Below are 23,475 nucleotides of genomic sequence, written 5' to 3'. Positions count from 1 at the left end.
TCCTGGGGAACGTCAACACTCGTGTTGGTACTGGGGTGAAGCGGTCGTGAGGTAGCCTATGACTCCATCATCGAATGATGGTGTTTGAACAACAGGAATCACAGCCATGGAACATTCATTTCATCGTTTCTCTGAACTGTTTTCCCAGTTGGGCCTCCGCACGGACGCGGCAGGCATTGGGGCGTTCCTGATGGAGCACTCACCATTGCCGGACGACGTGTTGCTGGCCGATGCCTCTTTCTGGACTCCGGCCCAGGCGGCGCTGTTGCGTGAGGAGCTGCTGGAGGATGCGGACTGGGCCGAAGTGGTCGATCAGTTGAATGTCGCCCTGCGTACCCCAAAAGATCGGTAGAGCCGCAGAGCTTCAACGACTTCTGTCGAGCGATCAGTATGGGCGGCCAAGCGATCGCAGCGGCTTTTCTCGTCTAAAGGCTGGCAACTGCCGTTTGGCATAGACCCATCGAACGACAAGTGTCGCTGCGTTGCTGTCGTTGACAGAGATCGTCGCTGGTGCGTAAGACGGTTGAGCCGTTTCAAAACGGTGTCTTTTCATCGACGCCGGACCGCTATCTCAAGCGACCAAGTGCTCCCGGCGGAGAACTCCCCCACCAGCCGTCCACCCACATCCAGCCCACAAGCCGCCGTCAACCCCCCCGTGATCACCAGATCCCCCGCCTCCAGCCGCTGATCGAACGCAGCCAGTTCCCGCGCCAGCCGCGCCACCGCGTCCAGCGGGTGGCCGTCGGCGTCGGCGCCCACGCCCTGGCCCAGCGTGTGGTCGCTGCCGTCGTGCAGGCGCACCGCCACGGTGTCGAGCGCCATCAGGTTGGTCACCGGCAGGCGCGGCCCGACGACGACCTGGCCGGCGGACGAGTTGTCGGCGGTGTTCTGTTCGAGGTTGAAGCGGTAGCCGGTCCAGGTGGAGTGCACGACTTCGAGGCAGGCGTAGGCGCCTTCCACGGCGGCGGCCACGGTGTGGCGGTCGACGGGCGCCTGCCGCGCGTCGAGGGCGGTCTTCAGGCGCAGCCCGATCTCGGGTTCGACGCGCGGCTGCACCAGGCGCTCGTGCACCGCGTCGCCCGAGCCCAGCAGCATCCAGTCGGTCAGCGGCCCGATGTTGGGTCGGTCAATGCCCATCTGGCGGCGCATCACCTCGGAGGTGTAGCCCAGCTTCCACCCGATCACGCGCTCGCCGGCGGCCAGGCGCAGGGCGAGCAGCGCGCGCTGGATGGCGTAGGCGGTGACGAGGTCGGGCGTGCCGAGGGTGGCTTCGGCGTCCAGCGTGCGCCCGGCCTGGCGGGCGGCCCAGATGCGTTCGGCGAATTGGGCGGGGGTCTGGGTCATGGGGGGCTCCGCCTGAAAGGGGTTGAGGGTGGCGCGCCGGCTAGGACAGGTCGGGTGCGCCCAGCAGCGCGTGGCCCTGGCCGATCAGGGCTTCGATGCCGAGCGCGATGCCGATCAGCCGCGCTTCGGTGTGCGGCGGGCCCATCAGCTGCAGGCCCACCGGCATGCGGTTCGCGTCGAGGCCCACGGGCATCGTCAGCGCGCACCAGCCGAACAGGTTGCTGATGGCGGTGTTGTGCATGGCCTGCATGTTGGCCGGTGCGTAGGTCTCCACCGTGGCGATGTCGGCCAGCCGCGGCGGCGAGGCGGGCACGGTGGGCGTGAGCAGGACGTCGACATCGTCGAACACCCGGGCCGCGCCCGCGCCGCAGCGCTGCAGCACGGCCTTGCGCCGCAGGTACTCGACGGACGACACCTGCTCGGCCCAGCGCACGCGGTCGCGCACCACCGGGTCCAGGCGCTCCACCTTATGCGGGAAATGCAGGTCGAGGTAGGCCGCGAGTTCGGACGCCGCCAGGCCGCCGCGGCGGAAGATGTCGAAGGCTTCTTCGCAGTGCGGCAACGGGAGGCGGACCACCTGTGCGCCGGCCTGGGCGAGGCGCTCGATGGCCGCTTCCACGGCGGTGGCGATGCTGGGATCGATGTCGTCCCAGAAGTGGTTCGTCGGCACGCCGACGCGCAGGCCTTGCAAGCGCACCGGCGCGGGCGCGGGCAGGCCCTGGCTCTCGGGGTCGAGGGCGGCGAACGCGTAGGCCAGGTCTTCCACCGTGCGGGTGAGCAGCCCCGCGGTGTCGAGCGAGGACGACAGGGGCACGATGCCCTCGACCGGCCAGCGCCCCACGGTGGTCTTCAGGCCCACCTGCCCGGTCATGGACGCGGGCACGCGCACCGAACCGGCGGTGTCGGTGCCCAGCGCCAACAAGGCGCTGCCCTGCACCAGCGAGACGCCCGCGCCCGCGCTGGACCCGCCGGGCACGCGGTGCTCGGCGCGCGACCAGGGGTTCCAGGGCGTGCCCCAGTGGGCGTTGACGCCGAGGCCGCCGAACGCGAACTCGACCGTGTGTGTCTTGCCGACCACGATGCCCAGCTGCCGCTGCAGCCGCGCGACGAGCGGCCCGGCCGCCTGCCAGGCCTCGGGCAGGGCTTCGTCGCTGCCGGCGAACACCGGCAGGCCGGGCACGCCGTACAGGTCCTTCACCGACACCGGCAGACCCATCAAGGGGCCGAGGTCCATGCCCTGGTCCAGCAGGCTGTCGACCGCTTCGGCGGTGGCACGGGCACGGTCGCCGTTCCAGGTCTTGTAGGCGTTGAGCCGGTGTTCGGTGCGCGCGTGGTTCTGCGCGCAGGTCTCCACCAGCGCCACCGCCGTCAGTTCACGGCGGCGCAGTCGGGTGGCGTGTTCGGCCAGCGAAAGGTGGGCATCGTTCAAGGGCCTTCTCCTCGGGGTGTGGTGAACAGGGGGGGGCCCCATTGTCACCAACCGGCCGTCAGGTCTCCGGCCGTCAGCCGATGGCACCGCCGCCCACGAACAGCACCTGGCCGGTGATGTACGAGGCTTCGGGCGCGCCCAGAAAGCCGATGGCCGCGGCGATCTCCTCCGGGGTGCCCAGGCGGTTCATCGGCGTGTCGCGCAGCGACTGGGTGTAGATCGCCTGCATCCAGCCGGTCTCGGCCTCGCTCAGCGGCTGCGGGTTGCGCGGCACGATGCGCTGGCCGTTGTCGATGGCGCCGGGCGAGACGCAGTTGACGCGCACGCCGAACTCGGCGAGTTCCATCGCCATGGCGACGGTCATCGCGTGCACGCCGCCCTTGGCCGCGGCGTAGGGCACGCGGTAGATGCCGCGCGTGGCGATGGAGCCGACGTTGACGATGGCGCCCTGGCCCTGGCGTTTCATCTGCGCGGCCATTTCGCGGCAGCACCACAGCGTGGGCCAGAGCGAGCGGTTGATCTCGCGCTGCATCTCGTCGGGCGTGTACTCCCAGAACGGCTTGGCCCAGATGGTGCCGCCCACGTTGTGCACCGACACGTCGATGCGGCCATGGGCCTGTAGGGCCGCCTGGACCACGGCCTGCGCGCCTTCGTGATGCTCCAGGTCAGCGGCCACCAGCAGGGCGTCGCCGCCGTCGGCGGTGATCTGGTCGCGCACCGCTTCACAGGGGCCGGCGGCGCGGTCCGCCAGCACCACGCGCGCGCCCTCTGCCGCCATGCGCAGCGCGCAGGCCCGGCCGATGCCCTGCGCGGCGCCGGTCACGACGACCACGCGCCCCTGGTAGCGGTGGGCGGCGATCCCGGTCATGGTCAGCGCCCGAGGTCTTTGGCGCTGACGCCCGCGATGCCCCAGTTCTCCTTGGGCATCTCGTGGATCCAGACGCGGATGGTTTCCTTCTTCGCGTCGGTGGCATCAACCAGCGCCTGGGTGACCTTCTCGATCACGGCCTTCTTCTGCTCGGGCGTGCGGCCTTCGAGCATGTAGATCTGTGCGAACGGCATGGTGGTTGTCTCCTCAGGCGGCGCGCCGCTGCTCGCGCGCATCGCGTGCGCGGGCCATGGTCATCGCGGTGTCTTCGATCATGTCTTCCTGGCCGCCGACCATCTTCTTGCGGCCGAGCTCGACCAGGATGTCGCGCGCCGACAGGCCGTACTTGACGGCGGCGCGCTTGGCGAACAGCAGGAAGCTGCCGTACACGCCGGCGTAGCCCAGGGTGAGCGCGTCGCGGTCGATGCGGATCGGGAAGTCCATGATGGGCGTGACCAGGTCTTCGGCCACGTCCTGGATCTTCCAGACGTCGACGCCGGTGCTCACGCCCATGCGGTCGAGCACGGCCACCAGCACTTCCATCGGCGTGTTGCCCGCGCCCGCGCCCAGGCCGGCGGCCGCGGCGTCGATGCGGTTGGCGCCGCACTCGATGGCGGCGACCGAGTTGGCCACGCCCATGGCGAGGTTGTGGTGGCCGTGGAAGCCCAGCTCGGTTTCGGGCTTGAGCGCGTCGCGCACCGCCTGCAGGCGGGCCTTCACGTCACCGGGCAGCATGTAGCCGGCCGAGTCGGTGATGTAGATGCAGTTGGCGCCGTAGCCCTCCATCAGCTTCGCCTGTTTCACCAGGCCTTCGGGGCTGTTCATGTGGGCCATCATCAGAAAGCCGACGGTGTCCATGTCGAGCTTGCGCGCGTAGGTGATGTGCTGCTCGCTCACGTCGGCCTCGGTGCAGTGCGTCGCCACGCGGATGGTGTGCACGCCCAGGCCGTGCGCCATCTTCAGGTGGTCGACGGTGCCGATGCCCGGCAGCAGCAGCGCCGAGACCTTGGCCTGCTTCATCAGCGGGATCACAGTGCCCAGGTACTCCTCGTCGCTGTGGGCCGGAAAGCCGTAGTTGACGCTGGAGCCGCCCAGGCCGTCGCCGTGGGTGACCTCGATCAGTGGCACACCTGCGGCGTCGAGGCCGCAGGCGATGCTCTTCATCTGGTCGAGCGTCATCAGGTGGCGCTTGGGGTGCATCCCGTCGCGCAGGGTCATGTCGTGCAGGGTGATTTTTTTCTGGCTCATGGGGGTTCTCCGGATCAGGCGGCGACCGGTTCGAGGACCAGTTCACCTTTCAGGATTTCTTCGGCAAACATCTCGGCGGTGCGCGCGGCGGCGGCTGTCATGATGTCCAGGTTGCCGGCGTATTTGGGCAGGTAGTCGCCCAGGCCCTCGACCTCCATGTAGACCGAGACGCGGTTGCCGTCGAAGACCGGGCCGTTGACCAGCTGGTAGCCCGGCACGTACTTCTGCACTTCCTTGATCATGTCGTGCACGCTCTTGGTGATCGCGGCCTGGTCGGGTGTGCCTTCGGTCAGGCAGTGCACCGTGTCGCGCATGATCAGCGGCGGGTCGGCCGGGTTGATGATGATGATGGCCTTGCCCTTCTTGGCGCCGCCCACCTTCTCGACCGCGCCGGCCGTGGTGCGGGTGAATTCGTCGATGTTCTTGCGCGTGCCGGGGCCGACCGATCGGGACGACACGGTGGCGACGATCTCGCCGTAGGCCACGGGCTGCACGCGGCTGACGGCGTAGACCATCGGAATCGTGGCCTGGCCACCGCAGGTGACCATGTTCACGTTCATCTCACGCTGGCCGACGTGCTGTTTCAGGTTGACCGGCGGCACGCAGTAAGGGCCAATGGCCGCGGGCGTGAGGTCGATCATCATCGCGCCCTGCTCGTTGACCTTGCGCGAGTTTTCGGCGTGCACATAGGCGCTGGTGGCGTCGAACACGATCTGCACGCCGTCGGCCTTCATGTGCGGGATCAGGCCATCCACGCCGTCGGCGGTGGTCTTGATGCCCATTTCCTTCGCCCGCTTGAGGCCGTCGGAGTTGGGGTCGATGCCGACCATCCACACGGGTTCCAGCACGGGGCTGCGCTGCAGCTTGGCCAGCAGGTCGGTGCCGATGTTGCCGGGCCCGATGAGGGCGCACTTGATTTTCTTGCTCATGGGGTTCCTTTTCTGAATCTCAAACGAAGCGCAGGCCGGTACTGCCCATGCCTTGCACCTTCAAAGTCACAGAGTCGCCGGCCTGGACGGACACCGCTTCGGTGATGCCGCCGGACAGAATCAGCGTGCCCGCGGGAATCTCTTCGCCGCGTTCGCCCAGGTGGTTGGCCAGCATGGCGATGGCGGTGGCGGGGTGGCCGAGAACGGCCGCGCCGGCACCGAAGGCCACGGGCTGGCCGTTCTTCTCCATCACGATGCCGACGGTGCGCAGGTCCTGGCCGTCCACCTTCATGGGCTGGCCGCCGACCACGAAGCGCGCGGCCGAGGTGTTGTCGGCGATCACGCTCTTGAGGTCGAACTTGAAGTCGCGGTAGCGGCTGTCGATCACCTCGATGCCGGGCAGCACGAAGTCGGTCGCGGCGAGCACGGTGCCCATGTGGCAGCCCGGGCCGCTGAGCGCGCGCTTGAGCACAAAGGCGATCTCGGGCTCGACCTTGGGGTGGATGAGTTCGCTGGTCTTCACCTCGCCGCCGTGCGGCACGGCGTAGTCCTCGGTCATGAAGCCGAACACGGGCGAGCTCACGCCCATCTGCTTCATCTTGGCGAACGAGGTCAGGCCGGCCTTGAGGCCCGCGAGCTTCAGGCCGCGCGCCTGCTTGCGCGCGAGCAGGGCGGCCTGGATCGCGTAGGCGTCTTCCCAGTCCATGTCCGGGTGGTCGTCGGTGATCTTGGTGGTGTCCCTGGCCTGCAGCTGGCAGTTTTCCAGGTGTTCGGCGAGGGCGTCGATGGTGGCTTTGTCGAGTTTCATGGGGTGGTGCTCCGCGGGTTCAGTTGAAGCGCACCGAGCACTCGCCCAGCCCGCCGATGGAGACGCGGAAGAAGTCGCCCTTGGCGGCCGGGAACATGGCGGCCAGCGCGCCCGAGAGCACGACCTCGCCGGCCTTGAGCGGAATGCCCAGACGGCCCATGGTGTTGGCCAGCCAGGCCACCGCGTTCAGCGGCGAGCCCAGGGCGGCGGCGCCGGCGCCGGTGGCGACGACCTCGCCGTTCTTCTCCAGCACCATGCCGCAGGTCTGCAGGTCCAGCGCCAGCGGGCTGACCGCGCGGTCGCCCAGCACGAACACGCCGCACGAGGCGTTGTCGGCCACGGTGTCGGTGATCTTGATCTTCCAGTCGCGGATGCGCGAGTCGACGATCTCGAAGCAGGGCATCACGCACTCGGTGGCGGCCAGCACGTCGGCCACGCCCACGCCGGGGCCCATCAGGTCGCGCTTGAGCAGGAAGGCGATCTCGCCCTCGGCCTTGGGCTGGATCAGGGTGGAGATGTCGATGGCCTCGCCCTGGTTGACGATCATCGCGTCGGTCAGGTAGCCGAAGTCGGGCTGGTGCACGCCCAGCATGTTCATCACGGCGGCCGAGGTCACGCCGATCTTCTTGCCAACCACGCGCTCGCCGTCCTGCAGGCGGCGCTGCAGCATGCGCTCCTGGATGCGGTAGGCCTGCTCGATGCTGATGTCGGGGAAGCGGTTGGACAGCGGGTCGACGACCTGGCGGTCGCGCAGCGCGGTGTAGAGCTCGTCGCCCAGGGTTTCAATGGAGATCATGGTGTGTGGGTGCTTTAGGTGGAGGTTTTGGCGGCTTGGGTGTCCGCTTCTTCAAGGAAATTGGCGACCAGCTGCGCGAAGCGCGCGGCGTGTTCGATCTGCGTCCAGTGGCCGCAGTGGCCGAACACGTGCAACTGGCTGTTGGGCATCCACTGGCTCAGCGTGAGCGAGTTCTGCAGCGGGATCACCTGGTCCTCGCGGCCATGCACGATCAGCGTCTCGTGCGGCAGGGCGCGGATGGCGGCTTCGGGGCTGGCCATGGCGTCCACCCAGCGCTGGCGCGGGGCCGGGAACATGGCCGAGAACGACTCCTGGAAACCGGGGCGGATGCTGGCCTGGTAGCGCAGCTCGGCCAGCTCGTCGGTGACGAGGGCGCGGCTGTAGGCGAAGATGTCCAACAGGCGCTTCATGTTTTCCAGCGAGGGCTGGTAACCCCACACGGCGTCGAGCCCCGGCGTGATCGGAAACGGCACACCGACCGAACCCATGAGCACCAGGCGGCGCACGCGCTGTGGTGCGCGGATGGCGAGCGCCAGCGAGAGCGCGCCGCCAAAGCTGTTGCCCACCACGTCGGCCTGCTCGATGCCCATCGCGTCCATGAGGTCCAGCGCCTGCTGCACCCAGGTGTCCATGGTGTAGGCGATGCCGGCGGGTCGGTCGGTGTAGCCGAAGCCCACCATGTCGGGCGCGATCACGCGGCGGTCCTGCGAGATCACGGGCATCGCCAGGCGCCAGTTGGCCCAGGCGCTCACGCCGGGGCCCGAGCCGTGGATGAACAGCACCGGCGGCTGGCCCGGCTTGGAGGCGCCCAGGTCGTGCACGTTGCTGTTGAACGTGCCGGTGCGGACGCTCAGTGCGATTTCAGGGTTGTGAGGGGCGTTCACAGTTTCACCATGACGTTTCTGAGTTCCGTGTAGAACTCCAGCGAATGCACGCCGCCTTCGCGGCCGATGCCCGAGGCCTTGGCACCACCGAAGGCGGTGCGCAGGTCGCGCAGGAACCAGCTGTTGATCCAGCACAGGCCCACCTCGATGGCGGCGGCCATGCGGTGCGCGGTGCCGAGGTTCTGGGTCCACACGGTGGTGGCCAGGCCGTAGTCGGTGGCGTTGGCCAGGGCAATGGCTTCTTCTTCGGTGTCGAACGGTGCGATGTGGCAGCAGGGGCCAAAGATCTCTTCGCGGACGATGGGCGAGCTCTCGGGCAGACCGGTCCAGATCGTCGGTTGCACGAAATGGCCGTTGGCGAATTCGCCAGGCATCGCGGGCACGCCGCCACCGGTGACGACGGTTGCGCCTTCGGCCCTGGCTTTTTCGTAATAGCCCAGCACCTTCTGCTTGTGCTCGGCGGAAATCAGAGGGCCCAGGTTCACGCCGGGTTCGTCGGACGGGCCCACCTTCAGGCCTTCGGCGCTGGCCTTGAGCGCGGCCACGAACCGGTCGAAGATGGGCCGCTGCACGTACACGCGCTCGGTACCCAGGCAGACCTGGCCGCAGTTCTCGAACGCGCTGCGCGTGATGCCCGCAACGGCCTTGTCGAAATCCGCGTCGGCGAACACGATGCCGGCGTTCTTGCCGCCGAGCTCGAAGCTCACCGGGCGCACGCCCTTGGCGGCGGCGGCCATGATGGCCTCGCCGGTGCGGGTCTCGCCGGTGAAGGTGATGCCGTTGACGCGTGGGTGTTTGGTGATGAATTCGCCCGCCGATCCGGGGCCGAAACCGTGCAGCACCTGGTACACGCCCTTGGGCACGCCCACCGCGTTCATCACCTCGCCCAGCAGGGTGGCGGTGGCGGGGGTCTCTTCCGAAGGCTTGACGATCACGGTGTTGCCGCAGGCCAGCGCGGGGCCGACTTTCCAGGTCATCAGCAGCAGCGGCAGGTTCCAGGGGCAGATCACGCCGACCACGCCGAGCGGTGAGCGGATGGCGTAGCTCACGGCGGTGCCGCCATCGGGCGTCGTCATCTGGAAGCTTTCGGTCGGCACGTTCTTCACGATGTCGGCGAACACCTTGAAGTTGGCCGCGCCGCGCGGGATGTCGATGTGGCTGGCCAGCGAGCGCGGCTTGCCGGTGTCGGCCAGTTCGGCCGCGAGGAAGTCGTCAAAGCGGCGGTTGATCTCGTCGGCCACGGCGTGCAGCAGTTCGGTGCGCTTGACCACGCTCATGCGACCCCAGTCGCCCTTGAGCGCCGCGTGGGCGGCGTCGACAGCGGCGTCGACCTCGGCCTGACCGGCTTCGTGAACCAGGCCGACCACCGCGTTGGTCGCCGGGTTGCGGTTCTCGAAGGTCTTGCCGGTGGCGACGAACTCGCCGTTGATGAAGTTGTGGAACTGTTTCATGGTGCGTGAGGGAAGTGGGAAATCAATCCAGGCCCAGGGCCTTCAGGCCGGCGGCGGCGCAGGCTTCGTCCTGCTCGGCCGATCCGCCGGAGACGCCGATGCCGCCAATGCGCGCGCCGCGCTCGGCGATGGGCAGGCCGCCGCCGAACAAGACCAGCCGTTGGCGCTGGTTCAGGCCGATGCGCAGCAGCTCGTCGTCACCGATCACACCGCCCCACTGCGACGTGGGGAAGCCGAAACTGGCGGCGGTGTAGGCCTTGTCGATCGCGATGTCGATCGAATGCAGAAAGGCATGGGGCATGCGCAAGAACGCGGCGAGCGTGCCCGAAGCATCGGTCACGGCCACGTTGATGCGTATGCCCAATGCTTCTGCGTGCGCCACCGCCGCCTGACAGGCCAGCGAGGCCGCCGATGCGGTGATGACGGAAGAGGGAACTGAGAGAGGGAGTGACATGAAAAGAAGACGAGGTGTTGGCGTGAAGTGACTTCCATCCAGGGGCATCGAGGGTCCGGCTCTGCCGGCCCAAGATGCCGTCCCCCCTCCAAGCGCCGCAGGCGCGCCAGAGAGGGGGGAAGCCGCGTCAGCGGCGCAGGGGGGTGATCACGTGTACACGTCGGTGAACGAAGCGACCAGGTCACCCGTGTGATAGAAGATGCCGCTGCCCAGCATGTCTTCGGTCCAGGTGGTGACCGGACGATCACGCTGCGCCAGGTAGCCCAGGCCCGCAAAGGTCTCGTTGCGGTTGCCGCTGGGGTCGAAGAAGTAGATGGTCTCGCCGCGCGTGATGCCGTGGCGCGTGGGCGCCACGTCGATGCGCACCTTGTTCTTGGCCATCACGTCCGCCGCCTTGAGCACGTCGTGCCACGAGTCCAAGAAGAAGGCGATGTGGTGCAGGCCGCTGCGCGGACCGCCCACGAAGGCGATGTCGTGCGGCGTCGTGGTGCGGCTCATCCAGGTGGCGGCCTGCATGTTGCCGTCGGGGCCGACCAGCACCTGCTCGGTCAGGAAGAAGTCCAACGCCTCGGTCATGAAACGCGTGTTGTCGGCCACGGTGTTGATGCCGGCTTCCGGGTTCATCTCGCACATCAGCAACAGGTGGTCGAGCCAGTGGGCACCGGCGCCCTTGAGGCCGTCCGGCCACGGGTCGGGGTTGGTGGTGCCGACGTCGGTGCCCACGTATTCCTTCATGGCGTACAGGCGCATCTCGTGGCCACTGGGCAGGTTGAACTGCAGCATGCGGCCGGTCGAAGGCAGCGTGCCTTCGGGCAGCATCGTGGTCTTCACGCCCCAGGCTTCCACGCTTTTTTGCAGCGCGTCCAGGTCGGCGTCTTTCTCGACCTTGTAGGCCACGTGGTTCAGGCCGGCCTGGTCCGACGGCGTGAGGATGAGGGAGTACTTGTCCCACTCGTCCCAGCACTTGAGGTAAACGTTGCCGGCCTTGTCTTTCATGGTCGTCTTCAGACCGAGCACGTTTTCGTAGTGCCGGACCGCGGCGTCCATGTCCATCACTTTCAGGCTCGCGTGCCCGATGCGCATCACACCCATGATTTGTCTCCTGTGAGTTGGTTTACTGCTGCTGAGGGATCGGGCTGGCAGTCGCAGACTCTGCGCGCCCTTTTGAAAACGGCTTGTTCAATTTGCCGGCCACTTCGAGGTCGACCGGCGTCTGGGGCGCCACGCGGCAGGCCAGCGTGTAGCCCAGGGCTTCTTCTTCCGCGGTGACGTGGGCGCGGCTGATCGGACCGAGCGCCCGGATGTTTCCGTCCAGGATGCGGACCTTGCAGACACCACAACCGCCATTGACGCAGCCGACCGGGATGCCCTTGCGACCCAGCCGTACCATGCCCTGCAGCAGACTCTCGTTGCCGGCGCAGGGAAAGGTCTCGTCCGTCTGGGCGACGTGCACGACGAACTTGGGGCGGGTGTCGAAGATGGACATACCGGTCAGACCCGCTGAAACAGGGGGCTGCGCGTGGCCTGGGTGTCGGCCGCCGAGAGGAACTTCTCGGTGTAGATGTCGCGCTCGAACAGGCGGCCCTGCATCAGGGTGCTGATGCAGGCCTCGATCATGGGCGGCGGGCCACACAGGTAGGCCTTGCGGCCGGCGAAGTTGCCGCCGAAATGCGCCTTGGCCGCCTCGTGCACGAATCCTCGGAAACCATTCCAGTCCGAGCCCTCGGGCTCGTGCGACAGCGCCGGCACATAGGTGAAGTTCGGGTGCTGCGCGGCGAGCGCGCGGAACTCGGCGTCGTAGTACAGCTCCTCGCGCGAGCGCTGGCCGTAGACCAGGGTGATCGGCAGCGTGCAACCGCGCGAGAGCAGGTCCGCGATCATCGAACGCGGGCTGGAGAGGCCCGAGCCGCCGGCCATGAACAGCATCGGCTGCTGCGCCGATTCGCGCACGAAGAAACGGCCGTAGGGACCCGACACGCGCAGACTGTCATTGGCCTTGAGCTGCTCGTGCAGCCAGGTGGTGCCGGCGCCGCCGGGCAGCTTGCGCACGTTCAGCTCGATGCGGGTCGTGGCCGCCACGTCGGCAGGGTCGTTGGCGATCGAAAACGCGCGGCTCTGGCCGAGACCCGGAATCTCCACCTGCACGTACTGCCCCGCCTGAAAGTCGATGGGCTTGTCCAGCTGCAGGTGGATCGCCTTGATGGTCGGCGTGAGGTCTTCGATGTGGCCGACGGTGGTGGCGAAGTCGCGCACCGGGATCACGCGCGCATCGGGCTCCTCGTCGATCTCGGCCTCGATGGTGGTGTCGCTCTGCAGCGTGCAGCAGCAGGCCAGGGTCTTGCCGTCGTCGCGCTCGAAGTCCATCAGCGCGAACGGGTTGGCCGCCCCGTGGTCCACCTCGCCGTCGCAGACCTGCACCTTGCAGGTGCCGCACAGGCCGTGGCCGCAGGCGTGCGGCAGGTAGATGCCCTGCCGCAGCGCCGCGTCCAGCACCGTCTGGCCGTCCTCGACCTCGATGGTCGCGCCCAGCGGTTCGATCGTCAGTTGGTAGCTCATGGCCGGATCAGCTGAACGAGCCCTTGATGCCCGTCAGGCCCGGCGAGCGGAAACGGATCGCGTCCTTGTGCACCAGCCCGTTGTCGGCCAGCGACTTGGCCGGATCGGGTTGCCAGGGCTGGCCGTTTTTCTTCCACTCGGCCTTGTTCCAGTCGATCTGGGCGAAGTCGGGGTGGTAGCCGTAGATGCCGGGCAACACCGCTGCGGACAGCGCGCCAAACGGCGTGTCCGGCGGCAGCGGCAGACAGAACGGCGCGCAGAACATGAGGTGGTCTTCCCAGCCGATGTAGAGCAGGGGCGCGGGGAAGTTCTCGCGCACGTCCTTCATCGGGAAGTCGTAGGTACCGATCGCAGTCACGCTCATTTCGCTTCTCCTTGTGCGCCTTCACCGCGCCATGCAGCGAAGTTCTTCTGGTCTTCCGAGCCTTCGAAATCGAAGTTGTCGCGGCCCACGTTCATCTCGTAGTAATCGAGCACGGCCATCAGCGGATCGAAGCCTTCGGCGGTCGGGTCGGTGCCGGGCTTGAAGCAGTGGCCCTGGTAGATCTGGTGCACCGGCAGCCAGCTCTGCACGTATTTCTGTGGCTCGTGGTCGAAGATGCCCTTGCAGTGGTCCGAGCAGAAGTGGTACTTGTTGCCGAAGTAGTCGGACTCGCGGTAGCAGATCTTGGTCGGGTCACCCTCTTCGGTGAACAGCATGGGGATCTGGCAGGTCGTGCACAGCATGGGCAGCGTCTTGTTGTAGAAGCGGTTGCCGGCTTGCTGCTGCTCGCGGAAGTACTCCAGGCGCGGGCGGTAGTACTTGTCGAAACTGTCCGGGTACTTCTCCGACAGCCACTGCATCTCTTCTTCGCTGGGCACCCAGGTGTGGAAGGGGGCTGCGGCGTTGTAGTTGTAGAAGGTGTTCCAGGCCTGGTGGCTGATGTGGTCCTTGCCCTCGCAGGCCTGCTTCCAGCCGGCGGGCTCACGGATGCCGTAGCGCGCCAGGTCCTTGAAGAGGGCGCCGCCGTTTTCTTCGGCGTACATCTCCCAGGCTTCTTTCCAGCTCATCACGCGCTTGGGCAGCATGTAGTCCTGCATCATGGCCACGAGGGTGAGCAGGCGGTAGCCGCGCCAGAACCACTTGTCGATCCAGCCCTGCACGATGGGCACGTTGGCCGGGTCCTGCTCCAGCAGGAACTTGATGCACTCGATGCCCAGCGTCATGTGGCGCGACTCGTCGCTCTGCGCGCTGAAGCCGAAGGTCACGGTGGACATGTCGCCGTTGTGCGCCGCGCCGCTCATGAAGGGCACGAAGAGCAGGTTGGTGAGCACGTATTCGAACGAGAAGCTCACCGCCACCAGAAACTCGAACGGGCCGCCGGTGATGGCGTCTTCGAAGAAGCTCTTGGGCACCGACAGGTACCAGACGCGGTCGAACCAGTGGTTGGACTGGTGCATGCCGTTGAAGTACTTGTTGTAGTGACTGATGGCGTGCGTTTCGGTCTGGTAGTGGCGCAGTTCGTCCACGCTCTGCATCTGCGCGGCCACGCGCGCACCCTCGCCGGTGAACTGGCGACCCACGTGGGCGAAGCCGCGGTGGGCGTAGTACTCCAGCGGCGTCACGCCCTGGATGAAGAGCTTGAGCGCGTTGATGTAGCGCGCGTCGGTCACACCCAGCTGGCCGTTGTTCTGCGCAAAGGCCTCGATCACGGCGTAGAGCTTTTTCTCCTTCTCGCCCTGGTATTTCCAGTAGGCGTCCATGGTGAGGCGGAACGGGTCTTCCCACTTGTTCCAGTCGTGGATCTTGATGCCCTCGTACTTGTCGTAGGGGAACACCTTGTCCATGGGCTGGTAGGAGGTTTCCCAGCCCAGACCGCGGGTCATGGCGGCGTAGCGTTCTTTCAGGCCGAGCTTTTTCTTGGTGACACGGGTGTCCATGTTTGTCTCCTGGTGCGTTGTGTTCAGTGCTTCCAGCTGAGCGTCAGCTGGTCGTCGTCTTCGTCGATGTGGCCCGAGAGCGTGACGAGGTTGACGTGGATGGCCTGCAGGTCGTAGGGGCGACCGGTGATCTCTTCGATGGTTTCGCGCCGGATCGTCAGACGGCCGGGGGCGTCGATCTTGACCATGCCGGGCGAGTGCACGACGCGGGCGGCGGTGTTGTCTGCGGCAATGGCCTCGATCACGGGCCGGGACTCTTCGTTGTCCTGGAAGGCGATGAATACGTTGGACATGGGGGGTTCCTGGTGGGGGCGGGAGGGACGTTCGTCAGGCCAGCACACCGGCCTTGCGGCTGCGGGTGTTGAGCTTGTCGCGGGCTTCGGTCAGGGCCGATTCGCCGTGTTCGCCCAGCGCCAGACGGGCCACGGGCGACAGCGCGGCCTGCGCGCGATCGGCCCAGTCCTGGGTCCACTGCGCGATCAACAGGCGGTTGGCATCACTTTCACCGGCCGCGGCCTTCACCACGGCGTCGATCCAGCGCGCGGTCTCGTCGTGCCATTCCGGCATGAACGCGGTGAGCATGGCCACGGCCGTACCGCCTTGCAGGGCGATGTGGTCATCCACGAAGCTGCTGTAGATCAACGGGTAGAGCAGGCCGTCCAGCGCGAGGTTTTGCGCCACGAAGAGCTCGAACGGGTCCTGCACCACCAGGCTGTCTTCCACGTAGCGGCGCAGACCCTGCCACTCGGGCGCGTCCAGCCAGGCTTGTTTGCCCGTGTCCAGCACCTCGGGATCGGCCAGCGCCAGGCCCAGGCGGGTGAGGTATTGCGCGACGCCCAGGTTGTCCATCGCGTGGAACATGGCGGGCGCCGTGAAGGCGGTGCCGTAACCATAGGCCGCGATCGACGCGTTGTTCATGTTCGCGCCCCAGGCGGCGTGGCGCAGCGGGAGCAGGATCGCCAGCGCTTTTTCCCGCACCGCGTCGGGGATCATGGCCACCATGCCGCGCTGGTCGACGAACTGGAAGTTGGATTCCACCGCGTCCTGCTGGCGTGCGCGGGTCATGGTCCAGTTGGCGTAGTAGAACTGGCGCGGGTCCTTGAGCACATACCAGTCGGCGAGCTGGACACGGCTGCGTGAAGCGTCAAAGAGCTCGTGCGCCGGGTCCCAGGTGGGCCGGTAGTGGAAGTTGGTCATCGGCTGGGCGCCGAGCGTGGCCTCCTGGTAGCGCGACGCGGCCTTCTCATGGCCAATGTATCTGGCGACGTGGGCAAAGGTGTTGCGCAGCGGGGTGATCTCGCGCGCCTGCAGGTCGATGTTCATCGGGGCTTGTCTCCGTTGGAATGGTTGTCGAACACTCACGCGTCCAGACGCTGCACTTGGTTGTTGGCGCAGAAGGCCTCGAAGGCGGCTTCGGGCAGCATCAGTTCCACCGCCAGCTCGGGCCAGCCGATCGAGAACTCGAAACTGACCAACCCGTCGGCGCGCCGCTCCATCACGCGCACGAAACGCAGGGAGGTGTCGCAGGCGGGCAGGGGGAGGTCGGTGCTCGGGTTCATGGCGGTTGTGGCGATCGTGGACGTGCTCTTCTTTGCAGGCACCGTGCCAATGAAGCCGCGGAAGATCGAAAATCTCGATATTTAAGGGAAATCCCTAGGAAAATGGCCAAGCTGCTGTGCAGCATTCGTATGAGTTCTGCTCAACTGATAGCGTGAGTAATGGCAAAAGTGGGGTGCTTTGCGTCCGAATTTGACGATTTGAAGAGGTGGTTGAAGGCGTTTTTTCTCAAATGAGAAAAAACCGAAGTTCGGGCAGGTGGGTTGCCGTGGAGGTGGCATTCGGTGAAAATATCGAGATTCAAGAGGGTCATCAGAACCCGATCACTGGAGACACCGTTGGACGCTGCTTTGACCTACCCCCCCGACCAGGACCTGCGCCGGCTGTTGCGCTTCGAACCCGATAGCGGCGCCATCTGGCTCGGCGAGCGGCGCATGGTGCTGTTGCACACGGCCGCGCTGACGGCCTTGCGGCACGACCTCATCACCTCGGTCGGCAAAGAGCAGGCGCGGCGTTTGCTCACCCGCATGGGCTACGCCTGCGGCCTGCACGACGCGGGCTTTGCCGCCAAGATCCGCGGTTCGCGCACGCTGGAAGAGATGTTCATGGTCGGCCCGCAGTTGCACATGCTCGAAGGCGCGGCGCGGGTCACGCCGGTGGTGCTGAAGATGAACGCCGAGGCCGGGCAGTTCGAAGGGGAGTTCCGCTGGGACGACTCCTGGGAAGCCCATGCCCACCGCCTGAACTACGGCGTGGTCGACGAGCCGGCGTGCTGGACCTTGCTGGGCTACGCCAGCGGCTACACCAGTGCCTTCATGGGCCGGCACATCCTGTTCAAGGAGACGCGCTGCGGCGCCTGCGGCGACGACCACTGCCACATCGTGGGCCGACCGATCGATGAATGGCCCGATGGCGATGCGCACCGCCAGTACTTCGAAGACGATTCCCTGCTGGAAAAGATGGACGCGCTGAGCCAGCAGGTCGAGGCGCTCAAGAGCAGCCTCGGGCCGACCGAGGCCGGCGGCATGCTGGTCGGTTCTTCGCCCGGTTTCCAGCGGGCACACGACCTGATGCTGCGGGCTGCCGGCACCCAGGTCTCGGTGCTGCTGACCGGGGAGACCGGTGTGGGCAAGGAGCGCTTTGCCCGCGCGCTGCACGAGCACTCGGAGCGCGCGGCGGGGCCTTTCGTGGCGGTGAATTGCGCGGCGTTGCCGGCCGAGCTGATCGAGGCCGAACTCTTTGGCGTGGAGAAGGGCGCGTTCACCGGGGCGCATGCCGCGCGGGCAGGGCGCTTCGAGCGCGCCGAAGGTGGCACGCTGTTCCTCGATGAGGTCGGTGACCTGCCGATGCCGGCCCAGGCCAAGCTGCTGCGCGTGCTGCAGGAGGGCGAGATCGAACGCCTGGGCAGTGAGAGCGCGCGGCGGGTGAACGTGCGCCTGGTGGCGGCAACCAACGTCCAGCTCGAAAGCGCGGTCGAACGCGGGCTGTTCCGCCGCGACCTGTTCTACCGCCTGAACGTCTACCCCATCTGCATCCCGCCGCTGCGCGAACGGCCGAGCGACATCGAACCGCTCGCGCGGCACCTGCTGGCGCGCTTCACCGCGTTGCACCAGAAGCGCCTGGCCGGCTTCAGCGACCGGGCCCTGCTGGCACTCACCCGGCACGACTGGCCGGGCAATGTGCGTGAACTGGAAAACCTGGTCGAGCGTGGCGTGATCCTGGCGGCACAAGGCTCGGTGATCGAGGTCGAGCACCTGTTTCCCAACCAGCCGGACGTGGCGCACGACGGCATCGACCCCCAGGGCCGGCTCGCCCGCCGCGCGCCGCAGGACGAACAGGCCCTGTGCGAGCGCGTGCTCGACAGCGGCGTGCCCATCGAATCGCTGGAGGCGCAGGTCCTGGCGCTGGCGGTCGAGCGCAGCCGTGGCAACCTCTCCGGTGCGGCGCGGCTGCTGGGCATCTCGCGCGCCCAGCTCGCCTACCGCCTCAAGCGCCAGCAACCCGCTGAAACCGACTGACCCGCACCATGCTGCAAGAGCTGCTCCAACCCGCCCGTCCGATCGGCCCGGTTCCCAGGCCTGAGGAACCCGAGCCCCGCACCCTGACCGAACGCGCCTACCGCGCGCTGCGCCACGACATCGTCTGTGGCCAGTTGGCGCCGGGCCTGCGATTGCGGGTCGAACACCTCAAGGATTCCTACGGCGTGGGCGCCGGCACGCTGCGCGAGGCGCTGGCCTTGCTGGTGTCGGACGCGCTGGTGACGGTCGAGGGGCAGCGGGGCTATCGGGTCAGCGCGATTTCACTCGAAGACCTGTGCGATCTGACCGACACGCGGGTGCGGCTGGAGACCGAGGCCCTGCGCCAGTCGATCCGGCAAGGCGATGCGATGTGGGAACGGGCGCTGCGAGGGGCTTTTGCCGAACTGAGCGAAGCCGAAGCGGGCGGCGCTGCGCGCGATCCGCAGCAATGGGAGCGGGCGAATCGCCGCTTTCACGAGGCGCTGATCGCCGGCCACGTCTCGCCGTGGACGCGCCACCTGCTGGACATTCTCTACCGCCATGGCGAGCGCTATCGGCACGTGGCCATCCGTTTGGGCGCCACGGCCCACGTGGAGCGCGATGTGCACGCCGAACACGAGAGCATCTATCTGGCTGCGCTGGCGCGTCAGGAGGCGCGCGCCGCGCTGGCGCTGGAAGCACACATCCGCCTGACCTGCGACCTGCTCACCCGGCACGCCGATGAAGCTGTTGCCATCACTGCCCCAGCGCCGGAAACAGCTTGGTCAGGCCAGCCGCCATCACCTCCACCGACAGCGCGGCCAGGATCAGGCCCATCAGCCGGGTCATCACGTTGATGCCGGTCTGGCCCATCAGGCGCGCGATGGGTTTGGCGAGCGAGAAACACACGGCGGTGGCCAGGGCGATCACCACGCCGTAACCCACCAGCGCGGCGTGCTGGAAAAAGGTCTTGGCCTGGTCGGCGTAGATCACCACCGTGGACATGGTGGCCGGGCCGGTGAGCAGCGGGATGGTGAGCGGCACCACCGCGATGGAGGCGCGGGCTGAGGCGTCGTCCACTTCGCCCTGCGTGGTCTTGGCCTCGGCCGGTTGTGCGTTCAGCATCGACAGCGCCGAGGTCAGCAGCAGCATGCCGCCGCCGACCTGGAAGCTCGCCAGCGAGATGCTGAAGAACTCCAGGATCTGCAGGCCGATGATGGCGCAGGTGGCGATCACCGCGAAGGCGCTGATCGACGAGATCAGGATGGTGCGCCGGCGCTGCGCCGAGGTGAAACCCTGTGTGTAGTGGATGAAGAAGGGCACGATCGCCAGCGGGTTGACGATGGCGAGCAGGGTGATGAGGGGCTTGAAATCCATGGCCGGCATTGTGGGGCAGGAACCGTGCGCCCGCGCTGCATCAGCGGATTTCAGGGGGCATTCATGCGCTGCCGCCGTAGCGATCCGGCGCCGGGCCGCCCCAGGCTGGATCAGCCCCCTGGGGGGGCAGCGACCCGCGCAGCGGTGGAGCTTGGGGGCTCAAGCTCTCTTCTTCGGAACATGCCGTAGCCTTCCATGTGCAGCACCTTGTCGCCGTGCTGGTTGAACATCTCCCACACCGTGCGCACCAGGCCCACGTCGGGCCGTTTGCTCATGGCGCGCTTTTCGGTGATGGTGTGCTGCAGCCGCAGCACGTCGCCGGGGTAGACCGGCTTGGTCCACTTCAGGCTCTCCAGCCCGGGCGAACCGAGGCTCGATGTTTCGTGCAGGAAATTCGTGACCATCAGCCGCATGGCCATGGCGCAGGTGTGCCAGCCACTGGCGCTCAGGCCCCCGAACACCGAGGCCTGGCCGGCTTCTTCGCTCAGGTGAAAAGGCTGCGGGTCGAACTGGCTGGCGAAGGTGATGATTTCTTCTTTGGTCGGCGAGAGGCTGCCCAGGTCGCGCACCTGGCCGATTTCCAGGTCTTCCCACCAGATCTTGATGTGCGGGCTTTGTTCGGGTGTGGTGGCGGTCATGTGGTTGATCTCCTCATCGGCCACCGGACACGTCCAGCAGGCTCATGGTGGTGTAACTCGCGGCGTCCGACAGCAGCCAGACGATGGCCTGCGCCACCTCGTCGGCCGTGCCGCCGCGCTGCATGGGCACCTGGTGCTTGAGCTCGTTGACGCGGTTGGGCAAGCCGCCCGAGGCGTGGATCTCGGTTTCGATCAGGCCCGGCCGCACCGCGTTGACGCGAACGCCTTCGGCTGCGACTTCCTTGGCCAGTCCGATGGTGAACGCATCGATGGCGCCCTTGGCCGCCGCGTAGTCCACGTACTGCCCCGGTGAGCCCAGGCGCGACGCCGCGCTGGACACGTTGACGATGGCGCCGCCTTCGCCGCCGTGCCGCGTGCTCATGCGGCGCACCGCTTCGCGCGCGCAGAGCATCGAACCGATCACGTTGATGTCGAACATGCGGCGCCAGCGTGCCACGCTCATCTCGTCAACCCGCGCGGTCACGTCCACCACGCCCGCGTTGTTCACCAGCCCGGTGAGCCGCCCGAACTGGGCGTCCACCTGCTCGAACATGCGCAGCACCTGCGCCTCGTTGGCCACATCGGCCTGCACCGTGATCGCGGTGCCACCCTCGGCGCGGATCGCTCGCGCCACCTCGTCAGCGGCTGGCGAATTGCTTGAGTAGTTCACCGCCACGGCCCAGCCCTGGCGTGCGGCGAGCAAGGCGGTGGCCGCACCGATGCCGCGGCTGCCACCGGTCACCAGCAAAACCTTCTTTTCCGTTGCGCCGTCTTTCTGATCCATAACCTGTCTCCTGCAAAAGCCGCCGGTATGGCTTACAACACCGGCTGTACCGCCCTTCATTACAACAGTGTCAGGAGACCGCCATGCGTCGCACAGTCGACTATTACTTCGCTCCCCAGAGCCCCTGGATGTACCTCGGCCACGAGCGCTTTGCCGACCTGCTGCAGCGCACCGACACCCAGGTGCGTGTGCTGCCGGTGGACTTCGGCAAAGTGTTCCCCGTGTCGGGCGGTTTGCCGCTGCCGCAGCGGGCGCCCCAGCGCCAGGCCTACCGGCTGGTGGAGCTGCGCCGCTTCAGCGAGGCGCTCGACATCCCGCTCAACCCGCAGCCGCGCTGCTTCCCGGTGGCCGGCGACCCGGCGGGCTGGCTGATCACGGCCGTGGCCGAGCAGGACGGCGACGCCGCCGCGATGCGGCTGACCGGCGCGGTGGGCCGGGCGGTGTGGGCGCAGGAGCGCGACATCGCCGACGCCACCGTGCTGGCCGAGCTGCTGGACGAATGTGGGCTGGACCCGCAGCGCCTGGCGCAGTCGCAGCAGGACGGCGCGAAAGCGCTGTACGCCGCACACACCGCGCAGGCGATTGACGCCGGGGTGTTCGGTGCGCCAAGCTACGTCATTGATGGCGAAGTTTTCTGGGGCCAGGACCGGCTCGATTTCGTCGAACGCCGGCTGTCGGCCTGACCGCTTTTCTGACAACAACACTGGAGCATTCCATGGGGCAATTCACCAACCTCACCGCCGCCGACGGCTTCACGTTCCCCGCCTACGTGGCGCAACCCGCCGGCCAGCCCAAGGGCGGCCTCGTCGTGTTGCAGGAAATCTTTGGCGTCAACGCCCACATCCGCGCCGTGGCCGATGGCTACGCGGCCGACGGCTATTTTGTCGTCGCACCGTCCACCTTTCACCGCGTCAAGACCGGTGTGGAGCTGGGCTACGCCGAAGCCGACATGCAGGCCGGCATGGCGCTCAAAGCCGCGGTGGAGGCGCTGCCCGTGCCGGGCGTGATGCCCGACATCCAGGCCGCCATCGACCACGCGGCGCAGGGGGGCAAGGTCGGCATCCTTGGCTACTGCTGGGGCGGCCTGCTGACCTGGCGCGCGGCGAGTGCGCTCAACGGCCTGTCAGCCGCCGTGCCTTATTACGGCGGCGGCATGACCACCGAGGCCGAGGCGGCGCGCCAGCCCCGCGTGCCGGTGATGGCCCATTTCGGCGAACAGGACCACTGGATTCCGCTGGACAGCGTGCGCGCCTTCGAGAAGGCACAGCCCGGTGTGACGGTGCACGTCTACGCCGCGAACCACGGCTTCAACTGCGACCACCGCGGCGCCTGGAACGCCGAGGCCGCGAAGCTCGCGCGGGAGCGCACGCTGGCCTTCCTGGCGCAGCACCTGGGCTGAAATCATGAGCGCCTCCCGGCCGTTCCGAAGGCGCTCAGCCCCGGAGCGCGCAGCGCGGGGGGTATTCCAGTGAGCGCCGCCGGCCTGACGCGGTTCTCCGGGCTGGCCCTGGTGGCCGGCTGGGTGCTGTCGGCCGCGGCGCAGGGCGCCTACACCGGGCCCTTGTTCGATGCCCACCTTCACTACAACGACGAGGCCTGTGTACACGATGCACCTGCGCCGGGCTGCCCGCATCCATTGCCGGACGTGCTCGCGCGCATGCAAACCAGCGGGGTGCGCGCCGTGCTGGCGAACTCCCGCCCCAACGACGGCACCCGCGCCCTGGCAAAGGCGCGCGAGCAGACCCGCGCCGCGGGCGTGACCGTGGTGCCGTTCGTGCGGCTCTACCGCAACCGGGCTGACTACAACAACTGGTTTCGCGACGGCACCATCGTTGACCTGGTGCAGGCCGAACTGGCCAAAGGCACGCCCGCCGGCCCCTTCCGCGGACTCGGCGAGTTCCACCTGTACGACAGCGCCAATGCCAACGGTCCGGTGGCGAAGCGGCTCATGGCGCTCGCCGAGGACAAAGGGCTGGCGATCCTGGCCCATGTGGACGATGCGGCCATTGACCTCCTGATGGCGCACACGCCGTCAAAGGGGCAGATCGATCCGCCACCGGCCCACACCATGGCGGAACGTGGGGGTGCCGGATTTCGCCTCATCTGGGCCCACACCGGTATCGGCGGCACGCCGGTGGCGCGGGTCGACGAACTCATGGCGCGCTACCAGCGCCTGATGGGTGAGCTCTCCTACCGGCCGGGCCTCACCTGCGAGGGGGGCCAGTTGTGCCCCGAGTGGCGCACGCTGCTGCTCAAGTACCCGGACCGCTTCCTGATCGGCTCGGACACCTGGATCAACCAGCGCTGGCTCTCCTACGGCGAACTGATGCAGGGCTACCGCGTCTGGCTCGGCGGCCTGCCGGCCGACGTGGCGCGGCAAATTGGCTGGGACAATGGGGCACGCCTGTTTGGCGTGCCCACCCCGAAGAACTGAC

28 protein-coding genes are annotated in these 23,475 nt (G+C 67.2%); 6 read left to right on the top strand and 22 right to left on the bottom strand.

What is annotated here, in order from left to right:
• Positions 1 to 106 precede the first annotated feature (106 nt).
• Positions 107 to 352: a DUF2789 domain-containing protein gene (locus ACN5W5_RS15115; RefSeq protein WP_420049320.1), complete on the top strand. Its 246-nt coding sequence runs from the start codon at positions 107 to 109 to the stop codon at positions 350 to 352.
• Between the two features lie 197 nt (positions 353 to 549).
• Here ACN5W5_RS15115 and ACN5W5_RS15110 read toward each other — a convergent pair whose 3' ends face one another.
• The 19 genes from ACN5W5_RS15110 to ACN5W5_RS15020 all read right to left on the bottom strand — a co-directional run bounded on the left by ACN5W5_RS15110 (position 550) and on the right by ACN5W5_RS15020 (position 16,246).
• Positions 550 to 1,344: a 2-keto-4-pentenoate hydratase gene (locus tag ACN5W5_RS15110; protein WP_420049319.1), complete on the bottom strand. Its 795-nt coding sequence runs from the start codon at positions 1,342 to 1,344 to the stop codon at positions 550 to 552.
• Between the two features lie 40 nt (positions 1,345 to 1,384).
• A complete protein-coding gene (locus tag ACN5W5_RS15105; protein WP_420049318.1) occupies positions 1,385 to 2,773 on the bottom strand; it encodes an amidase in 1,389 nt (462 codons plus the stop codon).
• 73 nt (positions 2,774 to 2,846) lie between these two features.
• On the bottom strand, positions 2,847 to 3,641 hold the full coding sequence (locus tag ACN5W5_RS15100; RefSeq protein ID WP_420049317.1) for a 1,6-dihydroxycyclohexa-2,4-diene-1-carboxylate dehydrogenase: 795 nt from the start codon (positions 3,639 to 3,641) through the stop codon (positions 2,847 to 2,849).
• Between the two features lie 2 nt (positions 3,642 to 3,643).
• Positions 3,644 to 3,835, bottom strand: coding sequence for a 2-hydroxymuconate tautomerase (locus tag ACN5W5_RS15095; RefSeq protein ID WP_210829613.1), 192 nt, complete (start codon positions 3,833 to 3,835; stop codon positions 3,644 to 3,646).
• A 13-nt stretch (positions 3,836 to 3,848) separates the two neighbouring features.
• Positions 3,849 to 4,889: a 4-hydroxy-2-oxovalerate aldolase gene (gene dmpG, locus ACN5W5_RS15090; RefSeq protein WP_420049316.1), complete on the bottom strand. Its 1,041-nt coding sequence runs from the start codon at positions 4,887 to 4,889 to the stop codon at positions 3,849 to 3,851.
• A 14-nt stretch (positions 4,890 to 4,903) separates the two neighbouring features.
• The gene (locus ACN5W5_RS15085; protein ID WP_420049315.1) at positions 4,904 to 5,818 is read right to left on the bottom strand and encodes an acetaldehyde dehydrogenase (acetylating); all 915 of its coding nucleotides are present in this window, start codon (positions 5,816 to 5,818) and stop codon (positions 4,904 to 4,906) included.
• Positions 5,819 to 5,837: 19 nt separating this feature from the next.
• Positions 5,838 to 6,626: a 2-oxo-3-hexenedioate decarboxylase gene (gene dmpH, locus ACN5W5_RS15080; protein ID WP_420049314.1), complete on the bottom strand. Its 789-nt coding sequence runs from the start codon at positions 6,624 to 6,626 to the stop codon at positions 5,838 to 5,840.
• A 19-nt stretch (positions 6,627 to 6,645) separates the two neighbouring features.
• Entirely contained in the window at positions 6,646 to 7,422 is a 777-nt protein-coding gene (gene dmpE, locus ACN5W5_RS15075; protein WP_420049313.1) for a 2-oxopent-4-enoate hydratase, read from the bottom strand.
• Between the two features lie 14 nt (positions 7,423 to 7,436).
• A complete protein-coding gene (locus ACN5W5_RS15070; protein WP_420049312.1) occupies positions 7,437 to 8,306 on the bottom strand; it encodes an alpha/beta fold hydrolase in 870 nt (289 codons plus the stop codon).
• Positions 8,303 to 9,757 (bottom strand): 2-hydroxymuconic semialdehyde dehydrogenase, encoded by a 1,455-nt coding sequence (locus ACN5W5_RS15065; protein WP_420049311.1) that lies wholly within the window; start codon positions 9,755 to 9,757, stop codon positions 8,303 to 8,305. Before ACN5W5_RS15065 ends, ACN5W5_RS15070 begins: the two co-directional genes overlap by 4 nt.
• A gap of 22 nt (positions 9,758 to 9,779) precedes the next feature.
• The gene (locus ACN5W5_RS15060) at positions 9,780 to 10,211 is read right to left on the bottom strand and encodes a GlcG/HbpS family heme-binding protein (RefSeq protein WP_420049310.1); all 432 of its coding nucleotides are present in this window, start codon (positions 10,209 to 10,211) and stop codon (positions 9,780 to 9,782) included.
• A gap of 147 nt (positions 10,212 to 10,358) precedes the next feature.
• Positions 10,359 to 11,303 (bottom strand): catechol 2,3-dioxygenase, encoded by a 945-nt coding sequence (locus ACN5W5_RS15055; protein ID WP_420049309.1) that lies wholly within the window; start codon positions 11,301 to 11,303, stop codon positions 10,359 to 10,361.
• A 22-nt stretch (positions 11,304 to 11,325) separates the two neighbouring features.
• Positions 11,326 to 11,697 (bottom strand): 2Fe-2S iron-sulfur cluster binding domain-containing protein, encoded by a 372-nt coding sequence (locus ACN5W5_RS15050; RefSeq protein WP_420049308.1) that lies wholly within the window; start codon positions 11,695 to 11,697, stop codon positions 11,326 to 11,328.
• Between the two features lie 5 nt (positions 11,698 to 11,702).
• Positions 11,703 to 12,767 (bottom strand): NADH:ubiquinone reductase (Na(+)-transporting) subunit F, encoded by a 1,065-nt coding sequence (locus tag ACN5W5_RS15045; RefSeq protein WP_420049307.1) that lies wholly within the window; start codon positions 12,765 to 12,767, stop codon positions 11,703 to 11,705.
• A gap of 7 nt (positions 12,768 to 12,774) precedes the next feature.
• A complete protein-coding gene (locus ACN5W5_RS15040) occupies positions 12,775 to 13,131 on the bottom strand; it encodes a phenol hydroxylase subunit P4 (protein ID WP_420049306.1) in 357 nt (118 codons plus the stop codon).
• Entirely contained in the window at positions 13,128 to 14,687 is a 1,560-nt protein-coding gene (locus tag ACN5W5_RS15035; protein ID WP_420049305.1) for an aromatic/alkene/methane monooxygenase hydroxylase/oxygenase subunit alpha, read from the bottom strand. Before ACN5W5_RS15035 ends, ACN5W5_RS15040 begins: the two co-directional genes overlap by 4 nt.
• Before the next feature lie 23 nt (positions 14,688 to 14,710).
• Entirely contained in the window at positions 14,711 to 14,980 is a 270-nt protein-coding gene (locus tag ACN5W5_RS15030; RefSeq protein ID WP_305362195.1) for an MmoB/DmpM family protein, read from the bottom strand.
• A gap of 34 nt (positions 14,981 to 15,014) precedes the next feature.
• Positions 15,015 to 16,010, bottom strand: a complete 996-nt coding sequence (locus ACN5W5_RS15025) for an aromatic/alkene monooxygenase hydroxylase subunit beta (protein ID WP_420049304.1) — start codon at positions 16,008 to 16,010, stop codon at positions 15,015 to 15,017.
• 35 nt (positions 16,011 to 16,045) lie between these two features.
• Positions 16,046 to 16,246: a phenol hydroxylase subunit gene (locus tag ACN5W5_RS15020; RefSeq protein WP_420049303.1), complete on the bottom strand. Its 201-nt coding sequence runs from the start codon at positions 16,244 to 16,246 to the stop codon at positions 16,046 to 16,048.
• 336 nt (positions 16,247 to 16,582) lie between these two features.
• Here ACN5W5_RS15020 and ACN5W5_RS15015 point away from each other — a divergent pair, with 336 nt between their 5' ends.
• Positions 16,583 to 18,262, top strand: a complete 1,680-nt coding sequence (locus tag ACN5W5_RS15015; protein ID WP_420049302.1) for a sigma 54-interacting transcriptional regulator — start codon at positions 16,583 to 16,585, stop codon at positions 18,260 to 18,262.
• Between the two features lie 8 nt (positions 18,263 to 18,270).
• On the top strand, positions 18,271 to 19,098 hold the full coding sequence (locus ACN5W5_RS15010; RefSeq protein WP_420049301.1) for a GntR family transcriptional regulator: 828 nt from the start codon (positions 18,271 to 18,273) through the stop codon (positions 19,096 to 19,098).
• Here the strand turns inward: ACN5W5_RS15010 and ACN5W5_RS15005 are convergent.
• The 3 genes from ACN5W5_RS15005 to ACN5W5_RS14995 form a co-directional block, all read right to left on the bottom strand.
• Entirely contained in the window at positions 18,998 to 19,618 is a 621-nt protein-coding gene (locus ACN5W5_RS15005) for a MarC family protein (protein WP_420049300.1), read from the bottom strand. The genes ACN5W5_RS15010 and ACN5W5_RS15005 overlap by 101 nt on opposite strands.
• Positions 19,619 to 19,728: 110 nt before the next feature.
• Positions 19,729 to 20,256, bottom strand: coding sequence for a MaoC family dehydratase (locus tag ACN5W5_RS15000; protein ID WP_420049299.1), 528 nt, complete (start codon positions 20,254 to 20,256; stop codon positions 19,729 to 19,731).
• A 13-nt stretch (positions 20,257 to 20,269) separates the two neighbouring features.
• Positions 20,270 to 21,040, bottom strand: a complete 771-nt coding sequence (locus tag ACN5W5_RS14995; RefSeq protein WP_420049298.1) for an SDR family oxidoreductase — start codon at positions 21,038 to 21,040, stop codon at positions 20,270 to 20,272.
• Positions 21,041 to 21,123: 83 nt separating this feature from the next.
• Here ACN5W5_RS14995 and ACN5W5_RS14990 point away from each other — a divergent pair, with 83 nt between their 5' ends.
• The 3 genes from ACN5W5_RS14990 (at position 21,124) to ACN5W5_RS14980 (ending at position 23,474) form a co-directional block, all read left to right on the top strand.
• Positions 21,124 to 21,723 (top strand): 2-hydroxychromene-2-carboxylate isomerase, encoded by a 600-nt coding sequence (locus tag ACN5W5_RS14990; protein ID WP_420049297.1) that lies wholly within the window; start codon positions 21,124 to 21,126, stop codon positions 21,721 to 21,723.
• A gap of 32 nt (positions 21,724 to 21,755) precedes the next feature.
• Positions 21,756 to 22,439, top strand: a complete 684-nt coding sequence (locus tag ACN5W5_RS14985) for a dienelactone hydrolase family protein (protein ID WP_420049296.1) — start codon at positions 21,756 to 21,758, stop codon at positions 22,437 to 22,439.
• Between the two features lie 102 nt (positions 22,440 to 22,541).
• On the top strand, positions 22,542 to 23,474 hold the full coding sequence (locus ACN5W5_RS14980) for an amidohydrolase (RefSeq protein WP_420049656.1): 933 nt from the start codon (positions 22,542 to 22,544) through the stop codon (positions 23,472 to 23,474).
• Position 23,475 lies beyond the last annotated feature (1 nt).

Source organism: Hydrogenophaga sp. ZJX-1 (genome assembly GCF_048590325.1).
Classification (GTDB): domain Bacteria; phylum Pseudomonadota; class Gammaproteobacteria; order Burkholderiales; family Burkholderiaceae_C; genus Hydrogenophaga.
Note: the sequence above shows the minus strand (reverse complement) of the source record. Positions and strands in the feature narration are given on the sequence as shown.

Bases quoted from the DNA above. Each gene is read 5' to 3' on its own strand.
- ACN5W5_RS15055 (WP_420049309.1), bottom strand. From the start codon at position 11,303: ATGGGTGTGATGCGCATCGGGCACGCGAGCCTGAAAGTGATGGACATG.
- ACN5W5_RS15060 (WP_420049310.1), bottom strand. From the start codon at position 10,211: ATGTCACTCCCTCTCTCAGTTCCCTCTTCCGTCATCACCGCATCGGCG.
- ACN5W5_RS15085 (WP_420049315.1), bottom strand. From the start codon at position 5,818: ATGAGCAAGAAAATCAAGTGCGCCCTCATCGGGCCCGGCAACATCGGC.
- dmpE (WP_420049313.1), bottom strand. From the start codon at position 7,422: ATGATCTCCATTGAAACCCTGGGCGACGAGCTCTACACCGCGCTGCGC.
- ACN5W5_RS15020 (WP_420049303.1), bottom strand. From the start codon at position 16,246: ATGAACCCGAGCACCGACCTCCCCCTGCCCGCCTGCGACACCTCCCTG.
- ACN5W5_RS15035 (WP_420049305.1), bottom strand. From the start codon at position 14,687: ATGGACACCCGTGTCACCAAGAAAAAGCTCGGCCTGAAAGAACGCTAC.
- ACN5W5_RS15065 (WP_420049311.1), bottom strand. From the start codon at position 9,757: ATGAAACAGTTCCACAACTTCATCAACGGCGAGTTCGTCGCCACCGGC.
- ACN5W5_RS15115 (WP_420049320.1), top strand. From the start codon at position 107: ATGGAACATTCATTTCATCGTTTCTCTGAACTGTTTTCCCAGTTGGGC.
- ACN5W5_RS15100 (WP_420049317.1), bottom strand. From the start codon at position 3,641: ATGACCGGGATCGCCGCCCACCGCTACCAGGGGCGCGTGGTCGTCGTG.
- ACN5W5_RS15000 (WP_420049299.1), bottom strand. From the start codon at position 20,256: ATGACCGCCACCACACCCGAACAAAGCCCGCACATCAAGATCTGGTGG.
- ACN5W5_RS15050 (WP_420049308.1), bottom strand. From the start codon at position 11,697: ATGTCCATCTTCGACACCCGCCCCAAGTTCGTCGTGCACGTCGCCCAG.
- ACN5W5_RS15025 (WP_420049304.1), bottom strand. From the start codon at position 16,010: ATGAACATCGACCTGCAGGCGCGCGAGATCACCCCGCTGCGCAACACC.
- ACN5W5_RS15110 (WP_420049319.1), bottom strand. From the start codon at position 1,344: ATGACCCAGACCCCCGCCCAATTCGCCGAACGCATCTGGGCCGCCCGC.
- ACN5W5_RS15030 (WP_305362195.1), bottom strand. From the start codon at position 14,980: ATGTCCAACGTATTCATCGCCTTCCAGGACAACGAAGAGTCCCGGCCC.
- ACN5W5_RS15095 (WP_210829613.1), bottom strand. From the start codon at position 3,835: ATGCCGTTCGCACAGATCTACATGCTCGAAGGCCGCACGCCCGAGCAG.
- ACN5W5_RS15040 (WP_420049306.1), bottom strand. From the start codon at position 13,131: ATGAGCGTGACTGCGATCGGTACCTACGACTTCCCGATGAAGGACGTG.
- ACN5W5_RS15005 (WP_420049300.1), bottom strand. From the start codon at position 19,618: ATGGATTTCAAGCCCCTCATCACCCTGCTCGCCATCGTCAACCCGCTG.
- dmpG (WP_420049316.1), bottom strand. From the start codon at position 4,889: ATGAGCCAGAAAAAAATCACCCTGCACGACATGACCCTGCGCGACGGG.
- ACN5W5_RS14990 (WP_420049297.1), top strand. From the start codon at position 21,124: ATGCGTCGCACAGTCGACTATTACTTCGCTCCCCAGAGCCCCTGGATG.
- ACN5W5_RS14995 (WP_420049298.1), bottom strand. From the start codon at position 21,040: ATGGATCAGAAAGACGGCGCAACGGAAAAGAAGGTTTTGCTGGTGACC.
- dmpH (WP_420049314.1), bottom strand. From the start codon at position 6,626: ATGAAACTCGACAAAGCCACCATCGACGCCCTCGCCGAACACCTGGAA.
- ACN5W5_RS15010 (WP_420049301.1), top strand. From the start codon at position 18,271: ATGCTGCAAGAGCTGCTCCAACCCGCCCGTCCGATCGGCCCGGTTCCC.
- ACN5W5_RS14985 (WP_420049296.1), top strand. From the start codon at position 21,756: ATGGGGCAATTCACCAACCTCACCGCCGCCGACGGCTTCACGTTCCCC.
- ACN5W5_RS15045 (WP_420049307.1), bottom strand. From the start codon at position 12,767: ATGAGCTACCAACTGACGATCGAACCGCTGGGCGCGACCATCGAGGTC.